General features: G+C 42.5%; 13 protein-coding genes. 7 read left to right on the plus strand and 6 right to left on the minus strand.

Features of this window, described 5'->3' with window-relative positions; genetic code table 11:
* Positions 1 to 4: 4 nt before the first annotated feature.
* The 5 genes from I8748_RS15335 (at position 5) to I8748_RS15355 (ending at position 6,946) form a co-directional block, all read left to right on the plus strand.
* A complete protein-coding gene (locus I8748_RS15335) occupies positions 5 to 1,318 on the plus strand; it encodes an ATP-grasp domain-containing protein (protein WP_198125444.1) in 1,314 nt (437 codons plus the stop codon).
* 233 nt (positions 1,319 to 1,551) lie between these two features.
* The gene (locus tag I8748_RS15340) at positions 1,552 to 2,886 is read left to right on the plus strand and encodes an ATP-grasp domain-containing protein (protein ID WP_198125445.1); all 1,335 of its coding nucleotides are present in this window, start codon (positions 1,552 to 1,554) and stop codon (positions 2,884 to 2,886) included.
* A gap of 136 nt (positions 2,887 to 3,022) precedes the next feature.
* Positions 3,023 to 4,246, plus strand: a complete 1,224-nt coding sequence (locus I8748_RS15345; protein ID WP_198125446.1) for an ATP-grasp domain-containing protein — start codon at positions 3,023 to 3,025, stop codon at positions 4,244 to 4,246.
* Between the two features lie 67 nt (positions 4,247 to 4,313).
* Complete coding sequence (locus I8748_RS15350) at positions 4,314 to 5,513, plus strand: MFS transporter (protein WP_198125447.1); 1,200 nt, start codon at positions 4,314 to 4,316, stop codon at positions 5,511 to 5,513.
* A gap of 320 nt (positions 5,514 to 5,833) precedes the next feature.
* Positions 5,834 to 6,946 carry an LLM class flavin-dependent oxidoreductase gene (locus I8748_RS15355; RefSeq protein ID WP_198125448.1) on the plus strand — a complete coding sequence of 371 codons (1,113 nt, stop codon included), beginning with the start codon at positions 5,834 to 5,836 and terminating at the stop codon, positions 6,944 to 6,946.
* Positions 6,947 to 7,240: 294 nt separating this feature from the next.
* Here I8748_RS15355 and I8748_RS15360 read toward each other — a convergent pair whose 3' ends face one another.
* The 3 genes from I8748_RS15360 to I8748_RS15370 form a co-directional block, all read right to left on the minus strand.
* Positions 7,241 to 7,435, minus strand: coding sequence for a hypothetical protein (locus tag I8748_RS15360; protein ID WP_198125449.1), 195 nt, complete (start codon positions 7,433 to 7,435; stop codon positions 7,241 to 7,243).
* 904 nt (positions 7,436 to 8,339) lie between these two features.
* Positions 8,340 to 11,918: a N,N-dimethylformamidase beta subunit family domain-containing protein gene (locus tag I8748_RS15365; RefSeq protein ID WP_198125450.1), complete on the minus strand. Its 3,579-nt coding sequence runs from the start codon at positions 11,916 to 11,918 to the stop codon at positions 8,340 to 8,342.
* Positions 11,919 to 12,335: 417 nt separating this feature from the next.
* The gene (locus I8748_RS15370; RefSeq protein ID WP_225896428.1) at positions 12,336 to 16,838 is read right to left on the minus strand and encodes a DUF4082 domain-containing protein; all 4,503 of its coding nucleotides are present in this window, start codon (positions 16,836 to 16,838) and stop codon (positions 12,336 to 12,338) included.
* A 530-nt stretch (positions 16,839 to 17,368) separates the two neighbouring features.
* On the opposite strand from I8748_RS15370, the gene I8748_RS34605 reads away from it, so the two are divergent.
* On the plus strand, positions 17,369 to 17,563 hold the full coding sequence (locus tag I8748_RS34605) for a hypothetical protein (RefSeq protein ID WP_214662584.1): 195 nt from the start codon (positions 17,369 to 17,371) through the stop codon (positions 17,561 to 17,563).
* Positions 17,564 to 17,568: 5 nt separating this feature from the next.
* Here I8748_RS34605 and I8748_RS15375 read toward each other — a convergent pair whose 3' ends face one another.
* A complete protein-coding gene (locus I8748_RS15375) occupies positions 17,569 to 18,216 on the minus strand; it encodes a GNAT family N-acetyltransferase (RefSeq protein WP_198125452.1) in 648 nt (215 codons plus the stop codon).
* Between the two features lie 77 nt (positions 18,217 to 18,293).
* Complete coding sequence (locus tag I8748_RS15380; RefSeq protein WP_198125453.1) at positions 18,294 to 18,671, minus strand: peptidoglycan-binding domain-containing protein; 378 nt, start codon at positions 18,669 to 18,671, stop codon at positions 18,294 to 18,296.
* A gap of 1,013 nt (positions 18,672 to 19,684) precedes the next feature.
* Here I8748_RS15380 and I8748_RS15385 point away from each other — a divergent pair.
* Positions 19,685 to 20,293, plus strand: coding sequence for a hypothetical protein (locus I8748_RS15385; RefSeq protein ID WP_198125454.1), 609 nt, complete (start codon positions 19,685 to 19,687; stop codon positions 20,291 to 20,293).
* Between the two features lie 337 nt (positions 20,294 to 20,630).
* On the opposite strand, the gene I8748_RS15390 is transcribed toward I8748_RS15385, so the two are convergent.
* Positions 20,631 to 22,067, minus strand: coding sequence for a carotenoid oxygenase family protein (locus tag I8748_RS15390; protein WP_198125455.1), 1,437 nt, complete (start codon positions 22,065 to 22,067; stop codon positions 20,631 to 20,633).
* Between the last annotated feature and the right edge of the window lie 446 nt (positions 22,068 to 22,513).

Raw genomic sequence — 22,513 nt, forward strand, 5'->3', positions numbered from 1 at the left:
AACTATGAATAAAACAGGTGTTTTATTACTAAGCCACTGCGGTTATTCCTTCATGGAAGAGCTGATTAGTAATGCTGCTAAACACAGCTTAGAGAGTTTTGTACTCTCTTCCCTTCCCCTCCCAGCTAACAGTTACCGGATTCAGGAATTGCAAGAAAAAAGTGCGTGGTTGGCAGTGAGCGAAAACCATGCCCTCACCTGGGAAGATGTAGAGCAGGTAATGCAAGAATTAGCAGCACAGGGTTACCACATAGTTTGCTGTCTGAGCGTTTGGGAAGGCTATCGCACTCTGATGGCAAAAGCCAATCAAATCCTTGGTGTAGCTGATATGGAACCTGCTCAGGTCGAATTGTTGTTGAATAAATATCAATTACGACAGCAGTTAAATCAAGCAGGTTTGAGTCAAGTTAATTCCGTATTACTTGACGAGCATACATGGATAGATTTGCAAGCCAAAGGCAAACCAGCTTTCATCAAACCAGTCACAGGTATTGCTTCTTACGCCACCTTTCGTTTGACCACAGACAAAAGCTGGCAAGATATCGAAAAGATTCAAAGTGAGATAGCAACCGACTTGATATACAGTTCCATATTTTCTGCCAATCGTGGTTTTATGGCAGAAGATTACATACCCGGACAAGAGTTTAGCTTTGAGATTATCGCTGTTGATGGACAACCGTTCGTTGTTGCTATTCATGAAAAGATAGAAGTAGACGAATCTGGTAGTGCAGTTCTAGAAAATGCTTGTGTTGCACCACCCATTAACTTAAATGAATCACAGCTGCCAAAAGCTAGAGCTTGGATTGAAACAATTTTCCAGCATTTGCAGTTGCAATGGGGTTGCTATCATCTCGAAGCAAGGTGTTACAACGACCACTGGGAAGTAATTGAAATCAATCCGCGAGTGGGGGGTGCATTAATCTCACCCAGTGTCAGTATATTGACACAAGGCGTAAGCATGACTCAGCTATGGCTGAATAATCTGCTGTATCAGACAGCCGAGGAACAGTTACAGCAAAAAGCCCAACTAGCAAAGTTTGATCTGGGTACAGAAACTTATCAACAAAGTCCGATGAGCAGTTATTTTCGGGTTTATTTTGCCCACGCTGGTCGGATTCGCACAATTCAACAGAACATCTGCTGTCTAGAACCGGAACTTGTGCAAGTGTCTTTAAAGAGTGGTACAGAGGTGGTAGAAACGGCGCGAGAAGTATTTCTTGGACAAGTTCTCTGGGCTATCCCCCAAGATAAAAAAAATGAACTGCTGCCAAAATTAATCACTGAATCTCGCAATACTATTCAAGTTGATTACGAGTAATCAGCTACTGAACTTTTAAGTTGCATACTTTTTTTGCAACTCTGTCAAGAGTCAAAGGTTACTTTGGTCTGTTGACTCTTGACAAACTATACCAATGCGTAATTGGAGAGACGATTCGCCGAATCGTCTGTACTTCAGATATAGTTTGGGTTTTGGAATTTAAATGTATTGCGAAATTTTACAGAATTGGTATCACTAGTAAATAATTTTTCTGATTGCATAAACAAATGACCATGACACAAAATTCAAATTCATTTTTGCTAATTATTGATTACAATCTCAGCCGTATTGAAGATGTGGCATCTATGCGGAAATATGCATATGAGCGCTATGGTGTCAAAACCCTGCTACTCCGCGCTAACCCGGCTCCACATGATTACCGAATTGCTGACGTTGCATTAGCATTAGATCCCTGCAAGCCAGATTTTGTTATTGCTGGACTCAAAGCACTAGCACCCTTTCGCCAACAGTTGCGGGGTGGTTTGGTATTCTCCGATAATGCAGTACAAAGTGGCGCCCAGTTATTAGAACAATTAAACTTGCCTGTAGATAACGCCACTTTAGCGGCTGGGGCTTTTTCCAAAATTCTTTATCGTCAAATTGAAGCTGAACATCGCTCAATATTAGAACCTCAAGGCATGTTCATTCCTGCCCATACCACTATCCATAATGCTGACGAGTTATTGGATTTTGTGCGGCGTTACCCTGAAGGAGTAGTATTAAAACCAGCTTGTGAAGGCAATAACCGAGGAGTATTGTTTTTAAATACCAACGCAGATTTGCAGCAAGCTTTACAAGAAGTTGAGCCTTATTTCTCTGGTGGCATTATCTGCGAACAGGTAATTCCTCTACAACAAGAATATTCCTTTGACGGGCTGGGACATTTGCACTTTATTACAGAAAAATGCAGTGCTAGTGGTCGTTACCCAGTAGAAACAGGTCAGATTTTACCAGCCAGATTAAACCAGACTCAAGAGCATTTACTAACTCGTGTTGGTAAGTTAGCAAATGTTTTAGTTGGTCAATGTAATGGGCCTTTCCATAATGAAATCAAGATTGATACAGATGCTACTCAAGCCGCTGTTGTCGAACCAAACCGCCGCCCTGCGGGTATGAAAATTTGGTCGCTTGCTGAACGAGTGTACGGTTTGAATTTTTATCATCTTTGGGTTGATAGAGTATTAGGTCGGCCTTTACCAAAGCAATTACCTGCCCCCCAAGGAATTGCAGCTACTATTATGCTTGGTTGTGCCCATGATGGTTATTTAGACTTAACAGCAGTTAAAGATGAACCTGAACGTTTGTTTAACAGAGCTTTAAAGCTATACAACAAAGCTGAAATTAACCAGGAACTAGAGTGGTTTGGTTTTACCCTGCTGCCAATTCAAGGAAATCGGGTGAGAGCTATTCCCAAAGATAATGGTGATTTCATTGCAATGGTTTGTGTATATAGTCCCAATGCCGAGTTAGATATTTTGAAGTTGAAGACTGCTATTAGTGATTGTTGGCAACAGATTATAGCTGCCTATATCTATCACACTCAACCTATGATGGCTTTGGCTAGTTAAACAAAATTTAGCCTAGCAAATGGCTTTTTGAAAATATATTCTCATGTTCTCATTGTGAACTCTTGCATCTGAATATATGTACTTATCAGGGTTTTGTATTTATCTATTTTGTTGTTAGTAAATTCGAGGAAAACCAATGGAAATTTTGATTTTACACCGCATTCCATATCACAAAATTGATTACCATCGTGGCATCGACCATAATCTGCATGAAGTTACATATATTGGTACTGAAAAAGCGCTAACTAATATTCCTGAATTTGTAAACTGTAAAAAGCTGATTCGGCCTGGGGTTGGTAAAACTGCGGATGAAGTTGTTGAAATAATTGAACAACAACAGTTACAGTTTGACCGAATCATATCATTATCTGAATACGAACTGCTGGATGCTGCTAAAATCCGAGAACATTTTGGCATTCCAGGCTCTACCCTGGGGCAGGTAGAAAAAGTACGCAACAAAGTCATTATGAAAGCCATTGTTGCTGCTGCTGGAATTCGCGTACCTGAGTTTTTACCTCTATCAAAAATAGAACAACTCCCCAAATGGCAAGACCAAGTAGTTGTTAAACCAATTGATGGGGCATCTAGTGAAAATGTGAAGGTATTTGCTTCTATTCATTCATTGCTTTTGGCTTTACACGCACAGAATACTGGAATTGATTTGCTAGATCAGGAAAACCCTAATTTGACACAGTTTGAAGTGGAGGAGTTTATTCAAGGGCCTATCGTTCATTTTGATGGTTTGGTGCAAGATGGCGAAGTAAAAATTGTACTTGCCAGTCAATATGTAGGTGATTGTCTAGGATATGCTAACGGTCTACCTTTGGGATCTGTGCAAGTTGATATTAGTGATGCAGATAAAGTATGGGTGAGTCGAGTTTTAAGTGCTGTTGAACTTAATAATGGCAGCTTCCATTTAGAGGCGATCGCTAATAAAAACGGTTTAGTATTCTTGGAGGTTGCTAACCGGGTGGGCGGTGCTGATGTGGTTGATACTTTTAATTTAGCTACCAATATTCATTTGCCTTCAGCAGAACTAAAAATATGGCTAGGCGAGGACTTTGAATTTCCAGCAACAACTAATACAGGTAAGAAATTCGGTTGGTATGTTTTTCCTGGTCACCATTATCAAGCAGATTACTGCCGCATCTCTGGACATGAAAAGTTTCGCAATCATCCCTATGTAGTACGCTGGAACGAACTGTCTACAGAGCAAAAGTTGCCCCAGCACATTACCTACCAAGCAATTGAAATCCCTCTAGCAGGTGTTATCGGTAGTGACAGCAGCGAGTCATTACAGAGTTTCCTCAAAGAGATGTTTGCTCAAGTCAATATTGAACCAATCAAGAGTTCAGTGTAACCCTTACTGAGATATCAGTCTTTGTAACAGACTTAATTGATGAATCATTACGACAGGCAGGCAAGTTGTGAATAATTTCAAAGTTATTCAGTTTTTAGTATCACGTTTTTGTTCCGCTTTGGGCGACCAGTTTTTATTGTTCGCGGTTCCATTGATTATTTATAAAAGCACTCAGAATGTTTCACTGGTTGGGTTAGCTTTTTTCATTGAATGGACTCCGCGAGTACTTTCTCTTCCCATTGCTGGTTCTTTTAGCGATCGCTTGGGCGGCAAAAAAGTTTATCTACTTGCCGACTTTGTACGAATGACGGTTTGTTTGTCGGGTTTTTTATTGATCAACCTATTTCCCAGCCACATATTCATCATTGTTAGTCTGGTGATGAGTATTTGTGCATTCTTTTATGCACAAGCCTTTATTGCAATGGAATCCACGGTTCCCAAATTGGTAAGTAAGGCAGATTTACCCAAAGCACAAAGTATCCTTCAGGGGATTGACCAAACTTCTAGCATTCTTGGCCCCGCGCTAGCGGCAATGTTGGCACTGTATTTAAAAAACCAAGATTTTTTATTTGTTGCCGCAGGCGTATTCGGTTTAGGTTTTCTAGGGGTTATATCGTTAGGTTCAGCCTTAAATGTAAAGATTGATAAGTCAAGTAAAAAGCAGATTTGGCGTGATGTTGTCCAAGGGGCTAAGGTACTACTAGACTATCCCAATCTGCTCACCTTAACGGCTCTCAGCATTCTAGTTAACCTCATTATTGGCATAGCGCTAGCAACTGGTGCGCCCTTAATCACTGGTACTTTTAATAAGCCTGACAGTTACTTTGCTGTGTTAAATACCACTGCGGGTCTGTTAGGGGTAGTCTCCTTTTTGCTAGTGCCTAAATTAATCAAGCACTTTAGCGTATTCAACCTGGGCATTACTGCTTACCTTGCCATCTTGTGCGGCGGTATGTTGATGGGTCTTGCTAATAATTTTTACCTGTTTGTGCTTGGTTATGCATTAGCCTCCGGTTCTACTGGTTTGTTTAATGTATATATTCGCACTGAGCGCGTCCAATGGATTCCTAGCCAACACTTAGGCAAAACTGTAGGATTAATTGTGCTGTTAAATCAGTTAAGCCTGCCAGCAGCAGGTATATTAGTAGCCATAGGTTCTGCTCGTGTGGGAACCAAATCGTTATTTATTTTAAGTAGCCTAGTAGCGGCGGCATATATTGCTTGGATATACAAGCGTTTGAAAATTCAATCGAAAACTAATACGTAATCTTTATTTACCTAGTTTTCTTACAGCAACAACGTCTGAATCTAATTCTGCGTTAGCGAAGCTTACCGAAGGTATCGCGCCTTGTAGATTCTGATTTAACATTGTTCGCTGTTACACAAATGTGATTTGACGTGTTATCTCGTAGTTTTTTCAAAAATCAAATCTGATTCTTATAGGTACTGAATTTTTAACAATTATAGAGCTTGCAACTCCTTTTTAGGTGAGGGTTTTAGCCTCTTATAATCTCGCAAACGCAAATGCCTATAAAATCAAAAACTTTATGAATCCACAACTATAAATCAATTACTCAAGGTGTCATTATGTTTAATCCATTAAAGTTTCATTGGGCATTACCTATTGAAGCAGCAAAGAAAAACGAAGCACAGGCAGATCGTTCTGGTGGAATTGATCTTGAGGCTCTTGTGGAGTTTGTCAGTTGCGCTGACAAGCTTCAAATTGAGTCCTTATTGACACCGTTTGGTTTTCATATGCCTGATCCTATCGCCCTTTTAGGAAGGCTATCAGCCCATACCGAACGAGTAGGATTCATGCTGGCTTACCGAGCGGGGCTGATGTCACCGACGCTTTTTGTCCAGCAAGTTAATACGCTCTCGCATCTTTTCAATGGTCGGATTAGTCTCAACATTATCTGTGGATATTCTCCAGTTGAGCAAGGGTATTATGGAGACTTTCTTTCACATGATGAGCGGTTCGAGCGAGCAGGCGAGTATCTTGACATTTGCTCAGCCCTTTGGAATGCGACAAATCCAGTGAGTTACGCAGGTAAGCATTATCAGCTTCAAGATGCTCAGTTAAATACCAAGTTTACTTCACTTCGTTCAGAAGTCCGCCAGCCCAAGATTTATTTGAGCGGTAATTCAAAGATTGCCAATCATACAGCATCTCAACATGCACAGTGTTGGCTGAGGTACGGCGATACACCTGAAAAAATTGTAGCAAGTCACAGTTCAATAGCTCAAACCGAGTATAAACCAAGGATTCCTATAGGGCTTCGTATGTCAGTGATTGTGCGTCAAACACGTGAGGAATCCATTGAAGCAGCTTTTCGGGTTGTAGAAAATCCCGATCTGAAGTGGAAGGAATTTATTAAAACTGTGGTCGATAAGTCAGATTCGGTTGCCGTTAAGTCAACTTATGAATTAGCAGAAAAAGCAAACTCAGAGTGGCTCGGGCCCAATCTCTGGAGTGGAGCAGTACCTTACCGTGGAGGGCCAGCATTGGCATTGGTAGGAAATTACGACGAAGTTGCAAACGAGATTATGCGTTATAAATTTGCAGGTGTTAGCGAATTTATATTGTCAGGTTGGCCAACCCTTGCCGAAATGCAAGGCTTTTGTGACAATGTTCTGCCTCGCGTGCGTGCTATGGAGCAGCTTGAATCTTCAATTGAAGTTCAGGAGTACGCCGTATGAGTTTTATCAATTTCAACGATAGGTGCAAAACTCTACATTTTAAAATTAAAGATGTAGCATCAACGGCAACTTTAGTTGTTATAACATAATAAAATAGCAATACTGGAAGGGTAATCAACTATTTAAAAAACCCAATTGCTAGCTGATAGTAGATGCGGAATCTTGACACCTGCAACTCAAAACATAATCGTGTGACCAAGTTAAAGACTCTCTACATAGTTGTTTTAATTCATGTAGGGCAAGAGAAAATTCTTGCCCTGGAACAGGGGATTTTATCCCCTATATTCAAATAATTTATCTTCGAGGTGGACGAGGAGTAGGACGAGGAGTACGTCTGTTTTGATTCGTCTGAGGTTTGGCAGAAGTATCTTGCTGTGTAGTTAACAGATCTTGTTTGTAGGCAGCTTGAGCTTGAGATTCAGACAATAATCCTCCACCTATAGCAGTACTCAAAAGTACTCCTATAGCAACAGATGCTATACGTTTCATGGGAGTTTCCTTTTTTCAAAGATTATGTCTAACTATTCTGTTCAATCTCAAAATCCTATTTCTCTAGCTGAGGAAAGATGATGATTTACTAACATTAGATAGATGATCAATTGCATAGACTTTTGCTAAATAACTTCCTGAAAAAAATTCATCTAATTGATCCCAACTAGGTGGCGATCGCCTAACATTGATTTTTATCAATGCCCATCAATTCATAATGATGAAATAATTTATGTTACAAGGCTTTTTTAAAAAAGTTAGGTAAGAAATAGAATTTCTTACCTCAACCAAAAGTAGTATTTATAAGGTTTATTGAAAGGAGCAATCGTTCAAAAAGGGTAAACAGCATTGGCTCTCAAAAATGCTGATATTACTTGGCTGTAGCCATAAAACAAAGAAAACAAGTCTTGACTTTTCTGACTTTGGGGTTTTTGAAAGATTTTCCCCTCTGCTACTATGGGGCGATCGCTCTGTGTCATCGCACCCCACTAAAAAACCCAGTTGTTGTGACTGGGTTTTTTTGGGGTTATATTCCCCAGGTTTTTATAGAAGTTATTTATAATTTAGCAATCTGATAGTTACTACATCCCCTAGCTTAACTATTTCGGAAAATTAGGGTAATTTCAGAAATTAAATTATCCAATTTTGACAAAGAGTTTTAGCCTTAACCCAAGCGTATTGCGGTATGGTTATAAATTCGAGGGCGATCGCTCAGCAGAAAAAAGCCTCAAAATTCTGTAATACAAAACTTCGAGGCTTTTGATTTTCAGGAATTAGTCAGATGATGTGAATCTGACGATTATTCTTAGGGTTACCAACCTGTGGAAGAGAGTGTAAGTCTTTTGCCGAAGTTGGTCAAAAACACAGAAAGATTGAGAACCAGATTGATGACTCAATAAGTGTTCTAGTTCGGAGCAAATACGATATCAACCCAGTAGTTGCTTGATTGATAAGTGTTGTTTGGAAACGTTGCTGTAGAGCTATATTTATAAACACCATTGCTTCCACTCACCCCATTTGCTAGGGCGTGCAACGGTGGATTATCCACACCAGCGTTAGCAAAGTATCCTTCATCTACGGAGTAGTGTCCAACATTAGTGTGATAAGACGCTACATAGGTAGTGTTAGCGGTAATTGTCTGTGGAGTAGCAAAATTTACCTGTTGCCAACCCGATGCAGTTTCGTTACTGAAAGTTGCTCTCTTCAGCTGTGTACCAGTGCTACTCCATAAAGTGCCTACATGAGTACCCGTATTGGTTGCGCTTTTGTAAAAACGGATACCAGTTATTTTCCCTTTGACATCTGAGCGGAACTTGACACCAACTTCAATCGCAGCGTTATCAGGGTCTGCCACCACAGTAGGAGTTACACTATTATTCCAGATGCTAGTTGCTCCTGTTCCAGTGGTAAAAGACCAGGTAACATTTGCTGCCAAGGCATTGCCTGCTACGTCTTTCACTCTGGGATCAGTGCTGCCGCCTTTGACGGTAGCGCTATAAGTTGTGGAAATTGCTAGTGGACTATTCGGTGTCAGCGTGGCGGTATTGTTGTTGGCGTTGTAGGTGACAGTGGCTGATATGGTACTGTTTGGCCCCTGCAACTCAAATGTACTGGTATTAATTGTTGTTGAGTCCATAGCTTCACTGAAGGTAGCAGTGACACTAGTTCCTGTACTCACTCCTGTAGCATTGTTACTGGGAGTTGTGGAAGTTACTGTTGGTGGAGTTGTGTCAGCTGCCGCTGTGGTAAATGACCAAGTAAAGTCTGCTGCCAAGGCATTGCCAGCTTGGTCTTTCACCCGTGGGTCAGTAGTCCCACCTTTAATAGTAGCGCTATAAATTGTTGAAGGTGTCAATGAGCTACTTGGTATGAGCGTGGCGGTATTGTTGTTGGCGTTGTAGGTGACAGTGGCTGATATGGTACTGTTTGGCCCCTGCAACTTAAATGTATCGGTATTAATTGTTGTTGAGTCCATAGCCTCACTGAAAGTAGCAGTGACACTCCCTCCAACACTGACATTCGTAGCACCGTTGCTGGGAGTCGTTACACTCACTGTCGGTGGGGTTGTGTCAGGAGTTGTACTAGTTGTGAAGACTACATCCACCCAATAGTTGGTTGACTGGAAAGTTGAGGTAGGGAAGGTTGAAGTTGAGCTATAGCTATAGACACCATTGCCCCCACTGTCTCCATTGCGGAGAGCGTGGAGTGGGGCGTTATCAACTCCGGCGCTAGCAAAGTATCCATCATCTGATGCATACCGCCCAACATTGGTATGGTAGGAAGCCACGTAAACGGTGTTAGCAGTAATCGCTACAGGACTCGAAAAATCGACCTGTTGCCAACCAGAAGTGGTTTCATTGTTGAAAGTCGCTGTGGCTAGCTGCGTACCAGTGCTGCTCCAAAGAGTGCCGACATGAGTACCTGTATTACTGCTTCCTTTATAAAATCGGATACCAGTAATCTTGCCGTCCTTATCTGAGCGGAATTTGACTCCTACCTCGACTGCACTGGTATCGCTGTCTGATGGGTTTGTTGGTGTTGCTGTGCTATCCCAGATAGTGCAAGGACAGGTACGTTCTCCTCCAACTGTGACAGTAATACCTGCTCCTGGAGTCTCCACATTTACGCTATCATCACTAGCGCGGGTATTAATGGTGATAGAACCAGAGTTAACAGGTGTCCAACTATAACTCCAGCTAGCACGACCATTGGCAGGATGCCATGTCGTCCCGCCGTCTACCGATACCTCAACAGCACCCACGACACCACCAGCATCAGTTGCAGTACCAGTGATTGTCGCCTGTGAACCAACCGGTATATTTGTACCAGTAGTCGGTGAGGTAATTGTTGATGTAGGAGCGGTTGTATCTGTGGAAGCAGTAGCAGCTAATAAATTGCTCTGCAAGGTAGCAGGTTGTACACCCATATCAGCCAATAGGTTAACGGTTGCCTGCTGCATCCGCACATCCGTTGTATTACCTCGGTCTGTATTGTCGTGATTGGCATCTAAACCCCAAGACCACTGTATGGTTCCAGCACCAAAGACTAGGGCACCACTACTATGCTTGTAGAGTGTTAAATGGTGAGTCGCCGTACCATTTGCATATGTTGAGCCGTAGTCTTGTAGAACTTCCACATTATTGGCCGTGGTGCTTGACAAGCGAACCAAGCCAGCAGGTCTTGAGCCGTTATCAGAGTCTTCATCCCACTCATAACCTAGGGAGGCGGGAGCCAGTGTGGCAGTACTCCCTGCTGAAAGGTTAGCAATGTCAGTGTTGCGCCATAAGCGCATCTTACCATCTGCTTCGGGTACTTGGATAGCAGTAGTCCCACCATTGACTTTAAAGATTGTTCCAGTCAGGGCGTTCTCAGGACGACCACCATCAGCTGGGGGGCTAAAGCGCGGGTCGCGCCAAGTACCTGTCCAGGTAGGAGGATCTTGGGGATCGATGACAGCGTTGGCTTGGGTTTCCTTGTAAGTAACCAAGGTGCGATAGGGTGTAGCCGATGAATCAATACTGTTTTCCCAACGAGTTTTCCAGAAGACTTCATTGCCGCTAAAGAAAGCCAGATGGGTACCAAGATTCCTGGCATTTTCGACGTTAGCGCGTTGATTGTTTGACCAGTACTCGTCGTGAGCAACAGATAGAAAAACTTTATGATTGCGAATTAAATTACCACGGCGATCGCTATCGACTCCAGTAAAGTAGCTAACGTTGTAACCATTGGCTTCTAGCCAGCGAACCATTGGGTATTCAGCGTTAAACAAAAAATCTTGACCGCTATCAACTGCACGGGTATTGAACGGACGGTTATAGCTAACTTTGTATGCCCTACCAGCAGGTGAGCCTGTATAAAGGCTATTGCCACCGTAGTTATTGTAAGCTTGCCAAGTCGTATCAGAGGTTTGGAAAAGCAAATCTGAAGTGCTAGTGTCGTCTCGAACAATAAAGACGATATGGCTTGCTCCTCCAGTATCTGTACGCACAACTTTGGCGAAATATATCCCTGACGTGGCGTTTGTTGGCACAGACCACGATGCAGATACTGACCAGTTGCCACAATCTATCAGTCCAGTTGTTGTATCTTGAAGGCAGTTTGGTTGGTTCTGGGCTTGTGTTAACGAACGTTGAATCGTTGTTACTTTGCGGGCACCGTTGCCACTGTAGTAGCCCATGCGATAAATATCCAGCCGATAGTTAGTGGCGTTAGTTTTGATTTTAAAAGAAATAGTGTCTCCCTTATTGACGCTAATATCACTAGCAAAACCCTGAATACTTGAGTCACCAGCACCACTGATATTCCATTCACTAGAGGGATTACCAGCTTGACAGTTCTCGGCAACTATTGCATTGACTGGGGAAGTACAGGGATCAGCTTGTGCCAGCACCCTCTGCATCGATAGAGGAAACCCCATATGCGATCCCAAGACCAAAAGTGTTGTTATTAGCATCAGGATCATCATTTTAATGAGCCTTTTCATTCAGCCTCCTTCCCAGAACAATAGCAGTTGTAAATATAGAACATTGTTTGAGTTTTAAAAACTTAGGTTAATCAATTGGAATGAATACTAATTTGCTAAATGAAAGCTACAAATCATCTCCTCTGCTCCTCTTTTTGCCCGCCCCAGTCACCTGAACTTTAGGAATCAATGCCCATGGCTGCCTCCTCTGTTATTTTCCTGGTCATATATAGTCCTTGATAAATAGACTAAATCCTCGGTCAATCCTGCCATTCCCTGTTTCTTTTTGATTTGAATCTCCTCCTCTATAAAGAGGAGGAGAGTTTGGCATTTCGCTCCAGATCACAAAAGTTTTTGTGTTTAGTTTCCTAACAAAATAGGGTTTTTTGATACAAAAAAAGTTGCTCCTGGTTAAGTTTTACTCAGAAAATCGTGGGGTTAGTTATTAGTAGAAAAGACAACATCGACCCAATAATTGCTGGAATTGTAAGAAGAATTGGGGAAAGCAGGATTAGCACTGTAGTTATACACACCATTACCGTTACCAGAGGCATTACTCAGAGCGTGCAGCGGTGAATTATCCACACCAGCATTAGCAAAGTACCCTTGGTCAAGTGAGTAATATCCAACATTAGTGTGGTAAGACACCACATAAGTAGTATTGGCAGTAATAGCCACTGGCGTAGTCAAGTTGACCTGCTGCCAACCCGAAGCAGTTTCATTGCTAAAAGTCGCCCTCGCCAACTGTGTACCAGTACTACTCCAAACAGTACCGACATGAGTCCCAGTATTACTAGTACCCTTATAGAAACGAATACCAGTAATGTAGCCATTGACATCCGACTGGAACTTCACACCCAACTCCACAGCATTGGGGTCAGGAACAGTCACCACGCTAGGAGTCGTTGCACCATTCCAGATGTTGCACGGACAGGTGGGTATAGCCACGGTGGTAAAAGAGCGAGTAAAATTTGCTGCCAGGGCATTGCCCGCCAAGTCTTTCACCCGTGGGTCAGTACTGCCACCTTTGACAGTCACAGTATAAGTAGTAGAATTTGCCAATGGGCTAGTTGGTGTGAGTGTGGCTGTGCGATTAGCAGTGTTATAGCTAATAGTCGCTGTCACTGGAGCATTACTGGAGTTACGTAACTCAAAGCTGTTGCTATTAATCGTTGCCGAGTCCATAGCCTCATTAAAAGTGACTGTGACAGTTGTGCTTGTGCTAACTCCACTTGCACCACTATTGGGAGATGCTGATGTCACCGTTGGTGGCGTGGTGTCTGGGCCGATACTAGTGACAAACACCACATCAACCCAATAGTTACTTGCTTGGAAACTATGATTCGGGAAGCTACTAGCACCATAATTGTAGACACCATTACCGCCACTTGAGCCATCACGCAGTAGGTGCAGTGGTGGGTTATCAACTCCCGCACCAGCAAAGAAACCACTATCGGCAGCGTAGTTGCCGACATCGGTGTGGTAAGAAGCCACGTAAACTGTATTAGTACTAATAGCCACTGGGGAGTTAAAGTTAACCTGTTGCCAGCCCAAGGCAGTTTCATTGCTGAAAGTAGCCGTTGCTAGTTGTGTACCATCGCTACTCCACAAGTTGCCGATGTGAGTCCCTGTGTTGCCACTTCCCTTGTAAAACCGCACACCAGTAATGAAACCATCAATATCAGATTGGAATTTCACACCCAACTCCACAGCATTGGGGTCGGAAATAGATGGATTGGTGGGAGTTGTGGAATTATTCCAGATGCTTAAAGATGGTGGTGTATTGGTAGTGGTAAATGAGAAAGTAAAGTTATTGGCTAAGGCGTTGCCTGCAAGATCTAGTACCCGTGGGTCAATGGCTCCACCAATGATTGTGAGGTTGTAAGTTGTTGAGATTGCCAATGAACTAGTTGGTGTGAGTGTGACCGTGCGGGTTGCTGCATCGTAGGTGACATTGGTGGTAATCAACGTGTTGGCTTGGTTTCGCAATTCCAAGCTACTACTGTTAATGGTGGCAGGGTTGATGGCTTCGCTGAAGGTAGCTGTAATTGTTGTGGCTGTACTGACACCTGTGGCGTTGCTGCTGGGTGTTGTGGCAATCACTGTGGGGGGTGTTGTGTCTTGGATGTATGTGGCAATGTAAGAACCTGTATCACCAGGGAACAAGGCGTATTCAATGCCTTTGATTCCTTGTGCTGTGTAGCTGACAGCGTTACCATTGCGGGTAATACTATTCAAAACTAGGTTCTGACGGCGAGTTGGTAGCATGGCCTGCAAGTTATTCGCCCCTGTTGCTTTGGTGATTGTAAAGTTGAGGGTGTTGTTGCTCCATGACAGTGAACTGAATGATGAACTGTTGCGACCGTCGAGCCATGTCAACATTTGTTTGGCGGAGACGATGGGGACTCCCCGGGCTTGGGCTGAGGTGACTACTGCATCGGCTACTGATGAGTTGGTGGCATCTGTGTGGGCGTTGACGTTGAAAACACCGTAATAGCCTTGGCTGCCTATTGCTCGGTCTAGGAGAGTGTCGATTGAGGATGGATATGTTTGTCCTGATTCATCGGTTAGTTGGGTGGTGGCGTTGTAGACATCAATGATTGTGCCGTTGGTGTTGGCTAGGCGCATTGGCATTCCAGAGCCTGTGAAGAATCCTGGACGGTCGGCAACCCAACTCGGTGGCCAGTAGTAGTAGGTGGTGTCGAACCTGATGCCATGATTGAGTTCGATAGTTGGGGTACTAAACCAGTCACTCCACACTAGACAGTGATGTCGCTGGGTGCTGGGTGCTGAAATGCTGCTGTAGTTGGTTGTAAAGCTACTGAGTTGTTGTGTGTAGAAGTTTTCTAATGTGCTGGCTGTGAAGTCTGCACAGTTGGTGTTGATGTGTAAGGCGACTTCAAACCCTTCTGCTGTGTAGGCGGCTGCCTGCTGGTTGGTTAGTGGGGAGTTGGGGAAGATATATGATGTGCCGCGTACACAATCCCAATTTTCGACTACGCAGTTGGCTGGACTTTTGGCTTTAAATTGGTCAAATCTTCCTGCTGTGCCGCCGTTGGCATGGTCGTCACCTGTCATGAGTACGACTGCTTTTTTGCCGTTGGGGAAGTACCAAAAACGTGGTAGTGGTTTTTTATCTAGGTTGATTTTGATGATTAGGTTGGCTAGCAGGCGTTGTTGTTCGTCGGCTTGAGGAATTGCGACTTTGTTGAGATTTACCCAATCTATTTGCATGTCGCTACTGGCGTTGCCAAAGAAGAGGTCGTCGGAACGAATTGGTGATAGTCCATCGCGTTCCTGGTTGGCCCAGGCGATGTTTCCTTGGCGTGTGTAGATGACTGAACGTGCTAGGTCGTAGGTAAATGCTGCTGCTGTACCGCCGTTGTTGCCGACGTTACGCACTGTGATGGCTGGGTTGCTGGTGGCTGTTGTGGCGTCTGTGTAGAGGTTGGCGATGCTAGATGCTCCGTTGAGTGTGTAACGGTCGGCTGTTCCGTGGTATTGGATGGTCTGGTCTACTATGCCGTAGCCTGCTTCTGTGGAGGTGTCTACAAGCAAATAGCTGTTGTCGAGGCTGGATGATGTGTCCAAAAGCCCCAATAATGTTGCTAGTTTTTTGTCGGGGCGCATGGCTATCAGGTTGCCGCCATCGGCTACCCAATCGGTGAATATGGCTACTTGATCTGTGCTGAGGGCGATTTCTCCTAGTAGCACTACGTCGTATTGTGCTAGTGTCTGTTGGCTGATGTCGGTGATGTCGCTGATGTTGAAGTTGTTTAATCCTTCGTTGAGTAGTATTTCGCTGTAGTAGTTGCTAAACGGGTTGCTAGTGCTGGTGACTATCAGTATTGATGCTCCTGATGACGATGCTGCTGAACCAACTAGTGTTTGTTTAATAGTGCCTACAGTACCTGTGATCACTGAGTTAATAGATTCTGAGGTCTTGCTTGTATTTAGGTTTAGGGATAAAAGGCTAGTAGCTGTGTTTAATAAGCTAGTTGTTAATTGGATTGTTTGTTTAACAAGTCCAGTTGCGGTGTCCCAAATGCTGATATCACCATTTTGGTATCCACTAGCAAAGGTAAGACCGTCTGGACTAACGGCAATGGCTTTGATGGCAGTATTTTGTATGCTGCGAAGAGTTGAGCGCAACTCTCCACTTGTGACGCCCCACAAGTAGATATTTTTGTCATCTCCTCCTGTGAGCAAGATTGTAGCATCGCGGTTGAAGGCAACTGTTCTCAGGGCTTTGGTGGCTTTACGCAGCACTTTTAGTTGTTGCCCTTTGCTCACATCCCACAACCTGGCTGTGGTATCTTGACTGACGCTGGCTAGTTTATTTGCGTCATTAGGGTCAGGACTAAAGGCCACCCCTGTAATTGCATCTGCGTGACCTAGTAGGGTTCGCTGTAGTTTCCCTTCTTTAATATCCCACAGGTTAATCCAACCGTTGTCATCTGCACTGGCTAAGAGTGTGCCACTGCTGTTAAAAGCTATGCTATTGACGAAACTTTCGTGTCCCTCCAGCACTTTCACTAGTTTGTTGGTTGTCAAATCCCAAACTGCAACTTTCGGGTCTTCGCCTGCACTGGCTAACAACTTACCGTCTGGACTGACTGCAATTGCCCTAGGTGGGTTCTCTGACCCTTGCAAGATTGGCAGTTTTTTGCCAGTGACTAAATCCCACTGCTGTACTACTGTGTCTCGGCTAACGCTTGTCAGTTTCCCATCCGCAGTGTACGCTAATGCCGCTATGGCAGCACCTGAGTCGTTTTTCAGGGTTTGCACCAGTTTCCCAGTACTGACATTGACCAATCCAATTTGCCCATCATCTGTACCGCTGGCTAAGATATTTCCTTTGGGGTTAAATGCGATCGCATTGACTTGGTTCGATTTCTGGGAACTATCTTGAGCCGTCGTATACCCTTCGATTTGACCCAAGAAAAGTATCAGTAATATTGTGCAGCAAAATATTATTAAGTATCTCAAACGTCGATTCATTGCATGATTATCCTTATGATAAAATCTTGTTTTTCAAACTGACACTCTCCTGTATGGCATATATGGCAATACTTCGCTTTACCAAGGGACATAACACTGAGTTGAAAAGTGCAAACGCACACAGCTTAGTTTGAGACTCAGATTTTATTGTTGTGCTGCCAGTCCTAATTTTTTTGGCACACAGTAGAACTAATTTTCTCAACTAATTTGTTTTTTTGATTACACTGATGCTGGCTAAGTACAATTAGCTCAAAGATGACATCAAGCCAGTAATTGAATGCATCATATGAGTGTGTATTAAACCCACCTCCTATTCAAGCCTTGCTATCAAGTGTAATTTGTTAGTTTCGCCACTTGGTAGACAGCATTTTGATTTTTTGTGTTTAATATTATCTTCATTCAGTACTATTACCAGACCTGTACCAGTTTTTGCAACAAAATGTCTAATATTATATTAATAAGCAGTTATTATGCTTGTAATTGATTTTTTTTCTTCAAAAAAAATCTTTCAGGTGGGTTTGATTTATCTACCAATAGGAGAAACTGCATCAGAGTCTCAGCCCCAAAGGTTTATTAAGATATACAAATTCGCTGGCAAGAAGATTGCCAGCGAACAGTGCCTCTTTGACACAAGCGATCGCTTTGGGTATATTTTGCTCAATTAGTAAAACTAACTATTATTCAGTGCCATTAATGAAATTTTTTCATTAGAATAAAGCCATTTCTGAAAATTGCCTTGACAACGCAACCATTCTTTATCTGTCATTGCAAACCAATCGGTATCTCGGTTTCTGCCACGTACGAACATATGTTGTCGAAAACGACCTTCAAAAATAAATCCCATTCTTGCAGCCGCAGTCCGACTCGCATGGTTTAAAGAATCACATTTCCATTCAATCCGACGATAACAATGGCGGTTAAAAAGATGTTTAAGCAGTAGAAACTGTGATTCTGTATTAACTTTCGTTTTGTGAACTGCTGGAGTCAACCACACATGTCCAATTTCAGCACGACCGTGGTTTGGAACAATCGCTAGCAATGCCACAATTCCTACCTGAGTATTTGTTGAGTTTTCAAACACTGTCCAAACAAGAGGATCGGACTTACCTACCATCTCCTTTTCCATCCAGTCTTTCATTGTGGAAGGGCTATCAAATGGGCCGTAAAATAAGTAGTTCCACACGGCTTCCTTTTGAGGACTGCCATGTGAAGCAGCATATAAAGCTTCCACATCTCTTTCTGGAAAAAGAGGTGTAAGTGTTACAAATTGGCCGTCGAGTTGAATAAATTCAGGTGGCTGCCAAGTTTGGTTTTTCATGATTTGATTGCTGATGCACAGACGGGTTGCTGACTGTTAACTGTTAACAGTCAGCAACGACCAATTCAAATTCAAGCCTACTGATTCCGCCAACGACGAGCAAACTCATTGAGGGTCTCTACTGGAATTTGGTTTTGCAGCCACTCTAATGCAGCCGTTTGATGAGTAAATTGGTTGGGATTGTAATTGAGACAGACATCTACTAGACGAATCGGTTGTTGAGTCACCGCTCGTAAGGCTACCCAAGTTTTAGCTCCGACAATTCCGTCTGCAACAAGACCACTGCTTTGCTGAAACTTAATGACTGCTGTCTGGGTGCTAGCACCAAAGATGCCGTCAACGACTAGCTTTGCACCTTTTGCATTGAGCAACTTTTGTAATTCAGATACAGCAGAACCAGAGTCGCCTTGGCGGAGTGTAGGATCTGCACTTTTAGCTGTTTGAGTATTAGTCATAGAACAACTCCTCTAATAATAAAGCTTGTTGAGTATATAGAAAGACTACATGAGTTGTCAGATGAGTTACGGAATAAATAATAAATTAATTTTACATGGCTTTTTTGGCTTGCCCAAAACTTGTATCTTTAACACCAAAAGCAGTCAAGCGATCGCACTTCATCAAAACTTTACTGATTAGATGAGCGCGATCGCACCATTCATGAAGAGTGCGTTACAGCAACGCCTTTTTTATCTATCTTGAGATAGTTGTGCCACAACGCAATGCTGTTCAGTTTTATCAGTGCTACAGCTATGGGCAAGAAAGCAACGCACTGGCTCCCATAGTTCATATTTTCTTTATAAATAACTTTGAGAAATTTATTAACTGAATGTTAAATCTGAATTTGAATTTAGAAATGTGTACACCTCTGTAAAAGTTTATTAATTATGAATACCAAGGTGGACATCAGTTTTAAGACGAGAAAGTCTTACAACAACATTATTTGTGTATAGCTAAATTGCCATTATCCTGAACCTCAAAAGTTTGAGCTTTATGTAAAGAATATTAAATTGTTTAATTAGTAATGCTAGTATTCAAGTATACGGTTTTGATAATATCAAGCAAAAAGGGTTTAGTTATGTTTGACACTTAGTTTCAAGGAATGTCTGACAAACTTTCACAACCACCAGAATTTCTCCTGATATGATTACAGACGAGGATATTCATGTGCTACTTTTGAGTTCAACGTTGTAAAAGTAAACAGCAGACACACATCCTGCTCTTGCAGTAATTCTGGTTAATGGTAAACATTCATAAGTATCTTTACTTAAATAAAGGTACTTATGAATAATGCTGACAAATTTTTGCATCAAAGTTTAATTTGTCTCCTCTGACAAATAATTAACTAGCTGGCTCTTGTGCGATCGCCATCAGTCTGCAATCAGCAAATGCCGTCTTTTATAGGACGGTGAATTTGTCCAGCGCAAAAAACTAAATATTTTGTAAAAACTAACGATTCTTGGAGAAGAAAATGAAAACAGCAACAGCAATGGTCACCTCTTTAGCAGTACTCAGTCTGACGACTGTTCCAGCTTTAGCTGCCGCTTACAAATACCAAGTCAACGGAAATAATGCCTATGCCTCTTTTTATCAATATGATGATTGCAGCTATACCGACGTTTACGTTTCTGCTTTTGACAACCTGACAAAAAGTGCGCCAGGCGCCCCAACTACCCAAGAAGGAGCTTCCCTCTCGTATAGTACCTACAACTATTGCAATGGAACATATTCGTATGGTTATGGCTTTAGTGACACCGCAGACGTGACAATTAGCAATTCATTGCAATCTGCCTCTTTGACTGGCACTTTCACACTTTATGATTATTACTCAGGAACTTCCAAGACTGCGGATGTCAATTTGACTTGGGCTGGTACGGGTAATACTTACCGTAGTAACTCTGTTAGCCACTATCAAGGGCCAGGCTACCTATCAAACTATCGCTCTAAAAGTACATCTCGTGACGCAACTGTCACGGGTACTGTTACCATAGACGGTACCAACGTGATTTCCGGTCTATCCTCCTATGCTGCAATCAGTTCTTCTAACTCTGGTTCACTGAATATTTATAAACCGAACTAGACATTAGACTGTAGTTGAATTAGCAAGACTTTTTTGTTGCAAAGTTGTTGTGCATTTAGGTTGCACATAAACTTGTAAGGGTTGTCCTTAGTCATTTGTGTTTACAAAGAGCAAATGACTAATAACGGTCTTTACTCAAAAAATGCAATATATAGGTGCATTAGCAAACCTTTGAGCCAAAAAAGAGTCTTCTCCTTTTGGGCAACATTAAGCCTGACTTTTCACGGTATGTGGAAAAGTCAGAGGGTGTGGGGTGTAGTAAAACTTTCTTTAGTTCCCTACACCCTACCTCCATTCTTGATGAGAGTTTCAGTACTTCCCGTGAAAACTCAGGAAATTAAGCTGATTTCCAGGTGCCATGGAAACTGTGGGGGATAACACTGGGTAATCCTAATTTACACACAGGTTCTTCATTCAGACGATCGCTATCAAATACCCAAACTTCGCTACTATCAGAATTACCATCGTACACCACTGTCAAAACCCAGCCTTGGTGAGGATTTTGGGTATCTTGGGCGTGGATGGGTTCTGTAACATAGCGATTTTCACCTAAGTCTGCTTCGGTGAGTGTTTCGCTATTGTAGTCAAAACGAGCGATCGCACCAAACCATTCGTTAGTGATATCTGCATTCTGTCCCAGCAATGAAAAATAAGTGTAACGGGAACTTTGTGCAACTTGCGATTGCGGCACTACTGGAAACTCACACTTGCGGTTGACAACTTGTTGTGCATTTATGACTTTACCCATTTGCGGATTCAGACGTACTTGCCAGAGTGTGCCATTAGCGATGGTGTGCGTTTTACCACTGGCAAATTCTCTCAAGAATTCATTACTTTGTTCAAAGTCTGAATATCTCACCACATCCAGAATGATTGTTCCTTGATCATCTTCATAGCCATTACCAAAATGCCAATGGAACCAAGGATCAGTTTCACCACGACTAACTAACGATAAGTTTTCCCGGTCAAAGATTAATACTTGCGTTCCTAACTGGGGTTTCCATAGCAGAGATTCGCTCAAGGTAGTTAAACCTAACAGCAATGGTAGTGTATTCAGTGCCATTGGAGGCATGAAAAACACTAGATATTTTTGTGTTAGCACAAAATCATGGATGACGGAGTAGCGGTCTAACTTGAAAGCAGTTTTTTGAATAATTTTACCAGTGCGATCGCTTCTGTAGAGGTTCAGCTGTACGGAACTGCCTATACTGACTCCAAAGTTAAAAATTTCGCCTGTGTGTGGATCGCGCTTATAATGAGCAGAATAAGGTAATCCTTTAGTTAACGCACCTAAATTATCTAAACCTATAGTTTCCAAAGTTTGCAAATCAAGGGCGTAGGGATTGGTTGCTTCCCACAAAGCCAACAGTTTATCAGGTAAAGCCAAAACTGAAGTATTGGCTGCATTCTTAAATTGCTGATTCCACCGCTTCCAGATAGGGCCTGGTGTGTGCGTTCCATAAACACCATAGAGAAAGCGTCCGGCTTGAGTTTCTGCTTGGTATTCTGCTGTTTGCACATAGCGATAGACTCCCGTGGCTCCTGCATCGGTAAAATGGACAGCAAGAATTGCGCCATCTCCATCAAACCAGTGTCCCACAGACACACCACCGCGTTCTAAGCGTGCTGGGCCATTACGGTAAAGTGTACCGCGCAAGCCATCGGGGATTTTGCCTGAGAGGATTGGCAGTTGGGTTAAAGGAAATTCAGTTGCAGGTTTTGCGATCGCGCCTGCCCAAGCTTTTTTACTTGACTTTTTCTCAATTGTCTGCATATAAAATTGTGGTTTTATCAGTTAAGGATGTATAAACACATTTTTACATTTTCATTTGTGTTGCAATTTTTTTACAATGCCTTTAGCTGCGGAGATATAAAGGTTTTTGCTTGGGTGAAGAGATAAAATTTGTCGTTACCACAGAGTTTGCATTGATAAGGAAAATAAACCCTGTGGTTATGAATGAATATTCTGTGGTAACCAATGATTATTCATTGATAAGGAACCTTTAAGCTGTCGTTACCACGACTTAAACTGTGGTTATGAATGAATATTCTGCGGTAACCAATGATTATTCATTGATAAGAAACCTTTAAGCTGTCGTTACCACGGCTTAAGCTGTGGTTATGAATGAATATTCTGCGGTTACCACAGGGTTTAATTGATAAGTTAAATTAAGTTAGGATAGATAGTTATAATTTCCACAGTTATTGCACCCCACCCCC

This window comes from Amazonocrinis nigriterrae CENA67, assembly GCF_016056305.1.
Taxonomy (GTDB): Bacteria; Cyanobacteriota; Cyanobacteriia; order Cyanobacteriales; family Nostocaceae; genus Amazonocrinis; species Amazonocrinis nigriterrae.

Coding starts and splice junctions, on each gene's coding strand:
- I8748_RS15365 (WP_198125450.1), bottom strand. CDS start 11,918: ATGAAAAGGCTCATTAAAATGATGATCCTGATGCTAATAACAACACTT.
- I8748_RS15345 (WP_198125446.1), top strand. CDS start 3,023: ATGGAAATTTTGATTTTACACCGCATTCCATATCACAAAATTGATTAC.
- I8748_RS15355 (WP_198125448.1), top strand. CDS start 5,834: ATGTTTAATCCATTAAAGTTTCATTGGGCATTACCTATTGAAGCAGCA.
- I8748_RS15375 (WP_198125452.1), bottom strand. CDS start 18,216: ATGAAAAACCAAACTTGGCAGCCACCTGAATTTATTCAACTCGACGGC.
- I8748_RS15380 (WP_198125453.1), bottom strand. CDS start 18,671: ATGACTAATACTCAAACAGCTAAAAGTGCAGATCCTACACTCCGCCAA.
- I8748_RS15390 (WP_198125455.1), bottom strand. CDS start 22,067: ATGCAGACAATTGAGAAAAAGTCAAGTAAAAAAGCTTGGGCAGGCGCG.
- I8748_RS34605 (WP_214662584.1), top strand. CDS start 17,369: ATGCTTGTAATTGATTTTTTTTCTTCAAAAAAAATCTTTCAGGTGGGT.
- I8748_RS15360 (WP_198125449.1), bottom strand. CDS start 7,435: ATGAAACGTATAGCATCTGTTGCTATAGGAGTACTTTTGAGTACTGCT.
- I8748_RS15335 (WP_198125444.1), top strand. CDS start 5: ATGAATAAAACAGGTGTTTTATTACTAAGCCACTGCGGTTATTCCTTC.
- I8748_RS15385 (WP_198125454.1), top strand. CDS start 19,685: ATGAAAACAGCAACAGCAATGGTCACCTCTTTAGCAGTACTCAGTCTG.
- I8748_RS15340 (WP_198125445.1), top strand. CDS start 1,552: ATGACACAAAATTCAAATTCATTTTTGCTAATTATTGATTACAATCTC.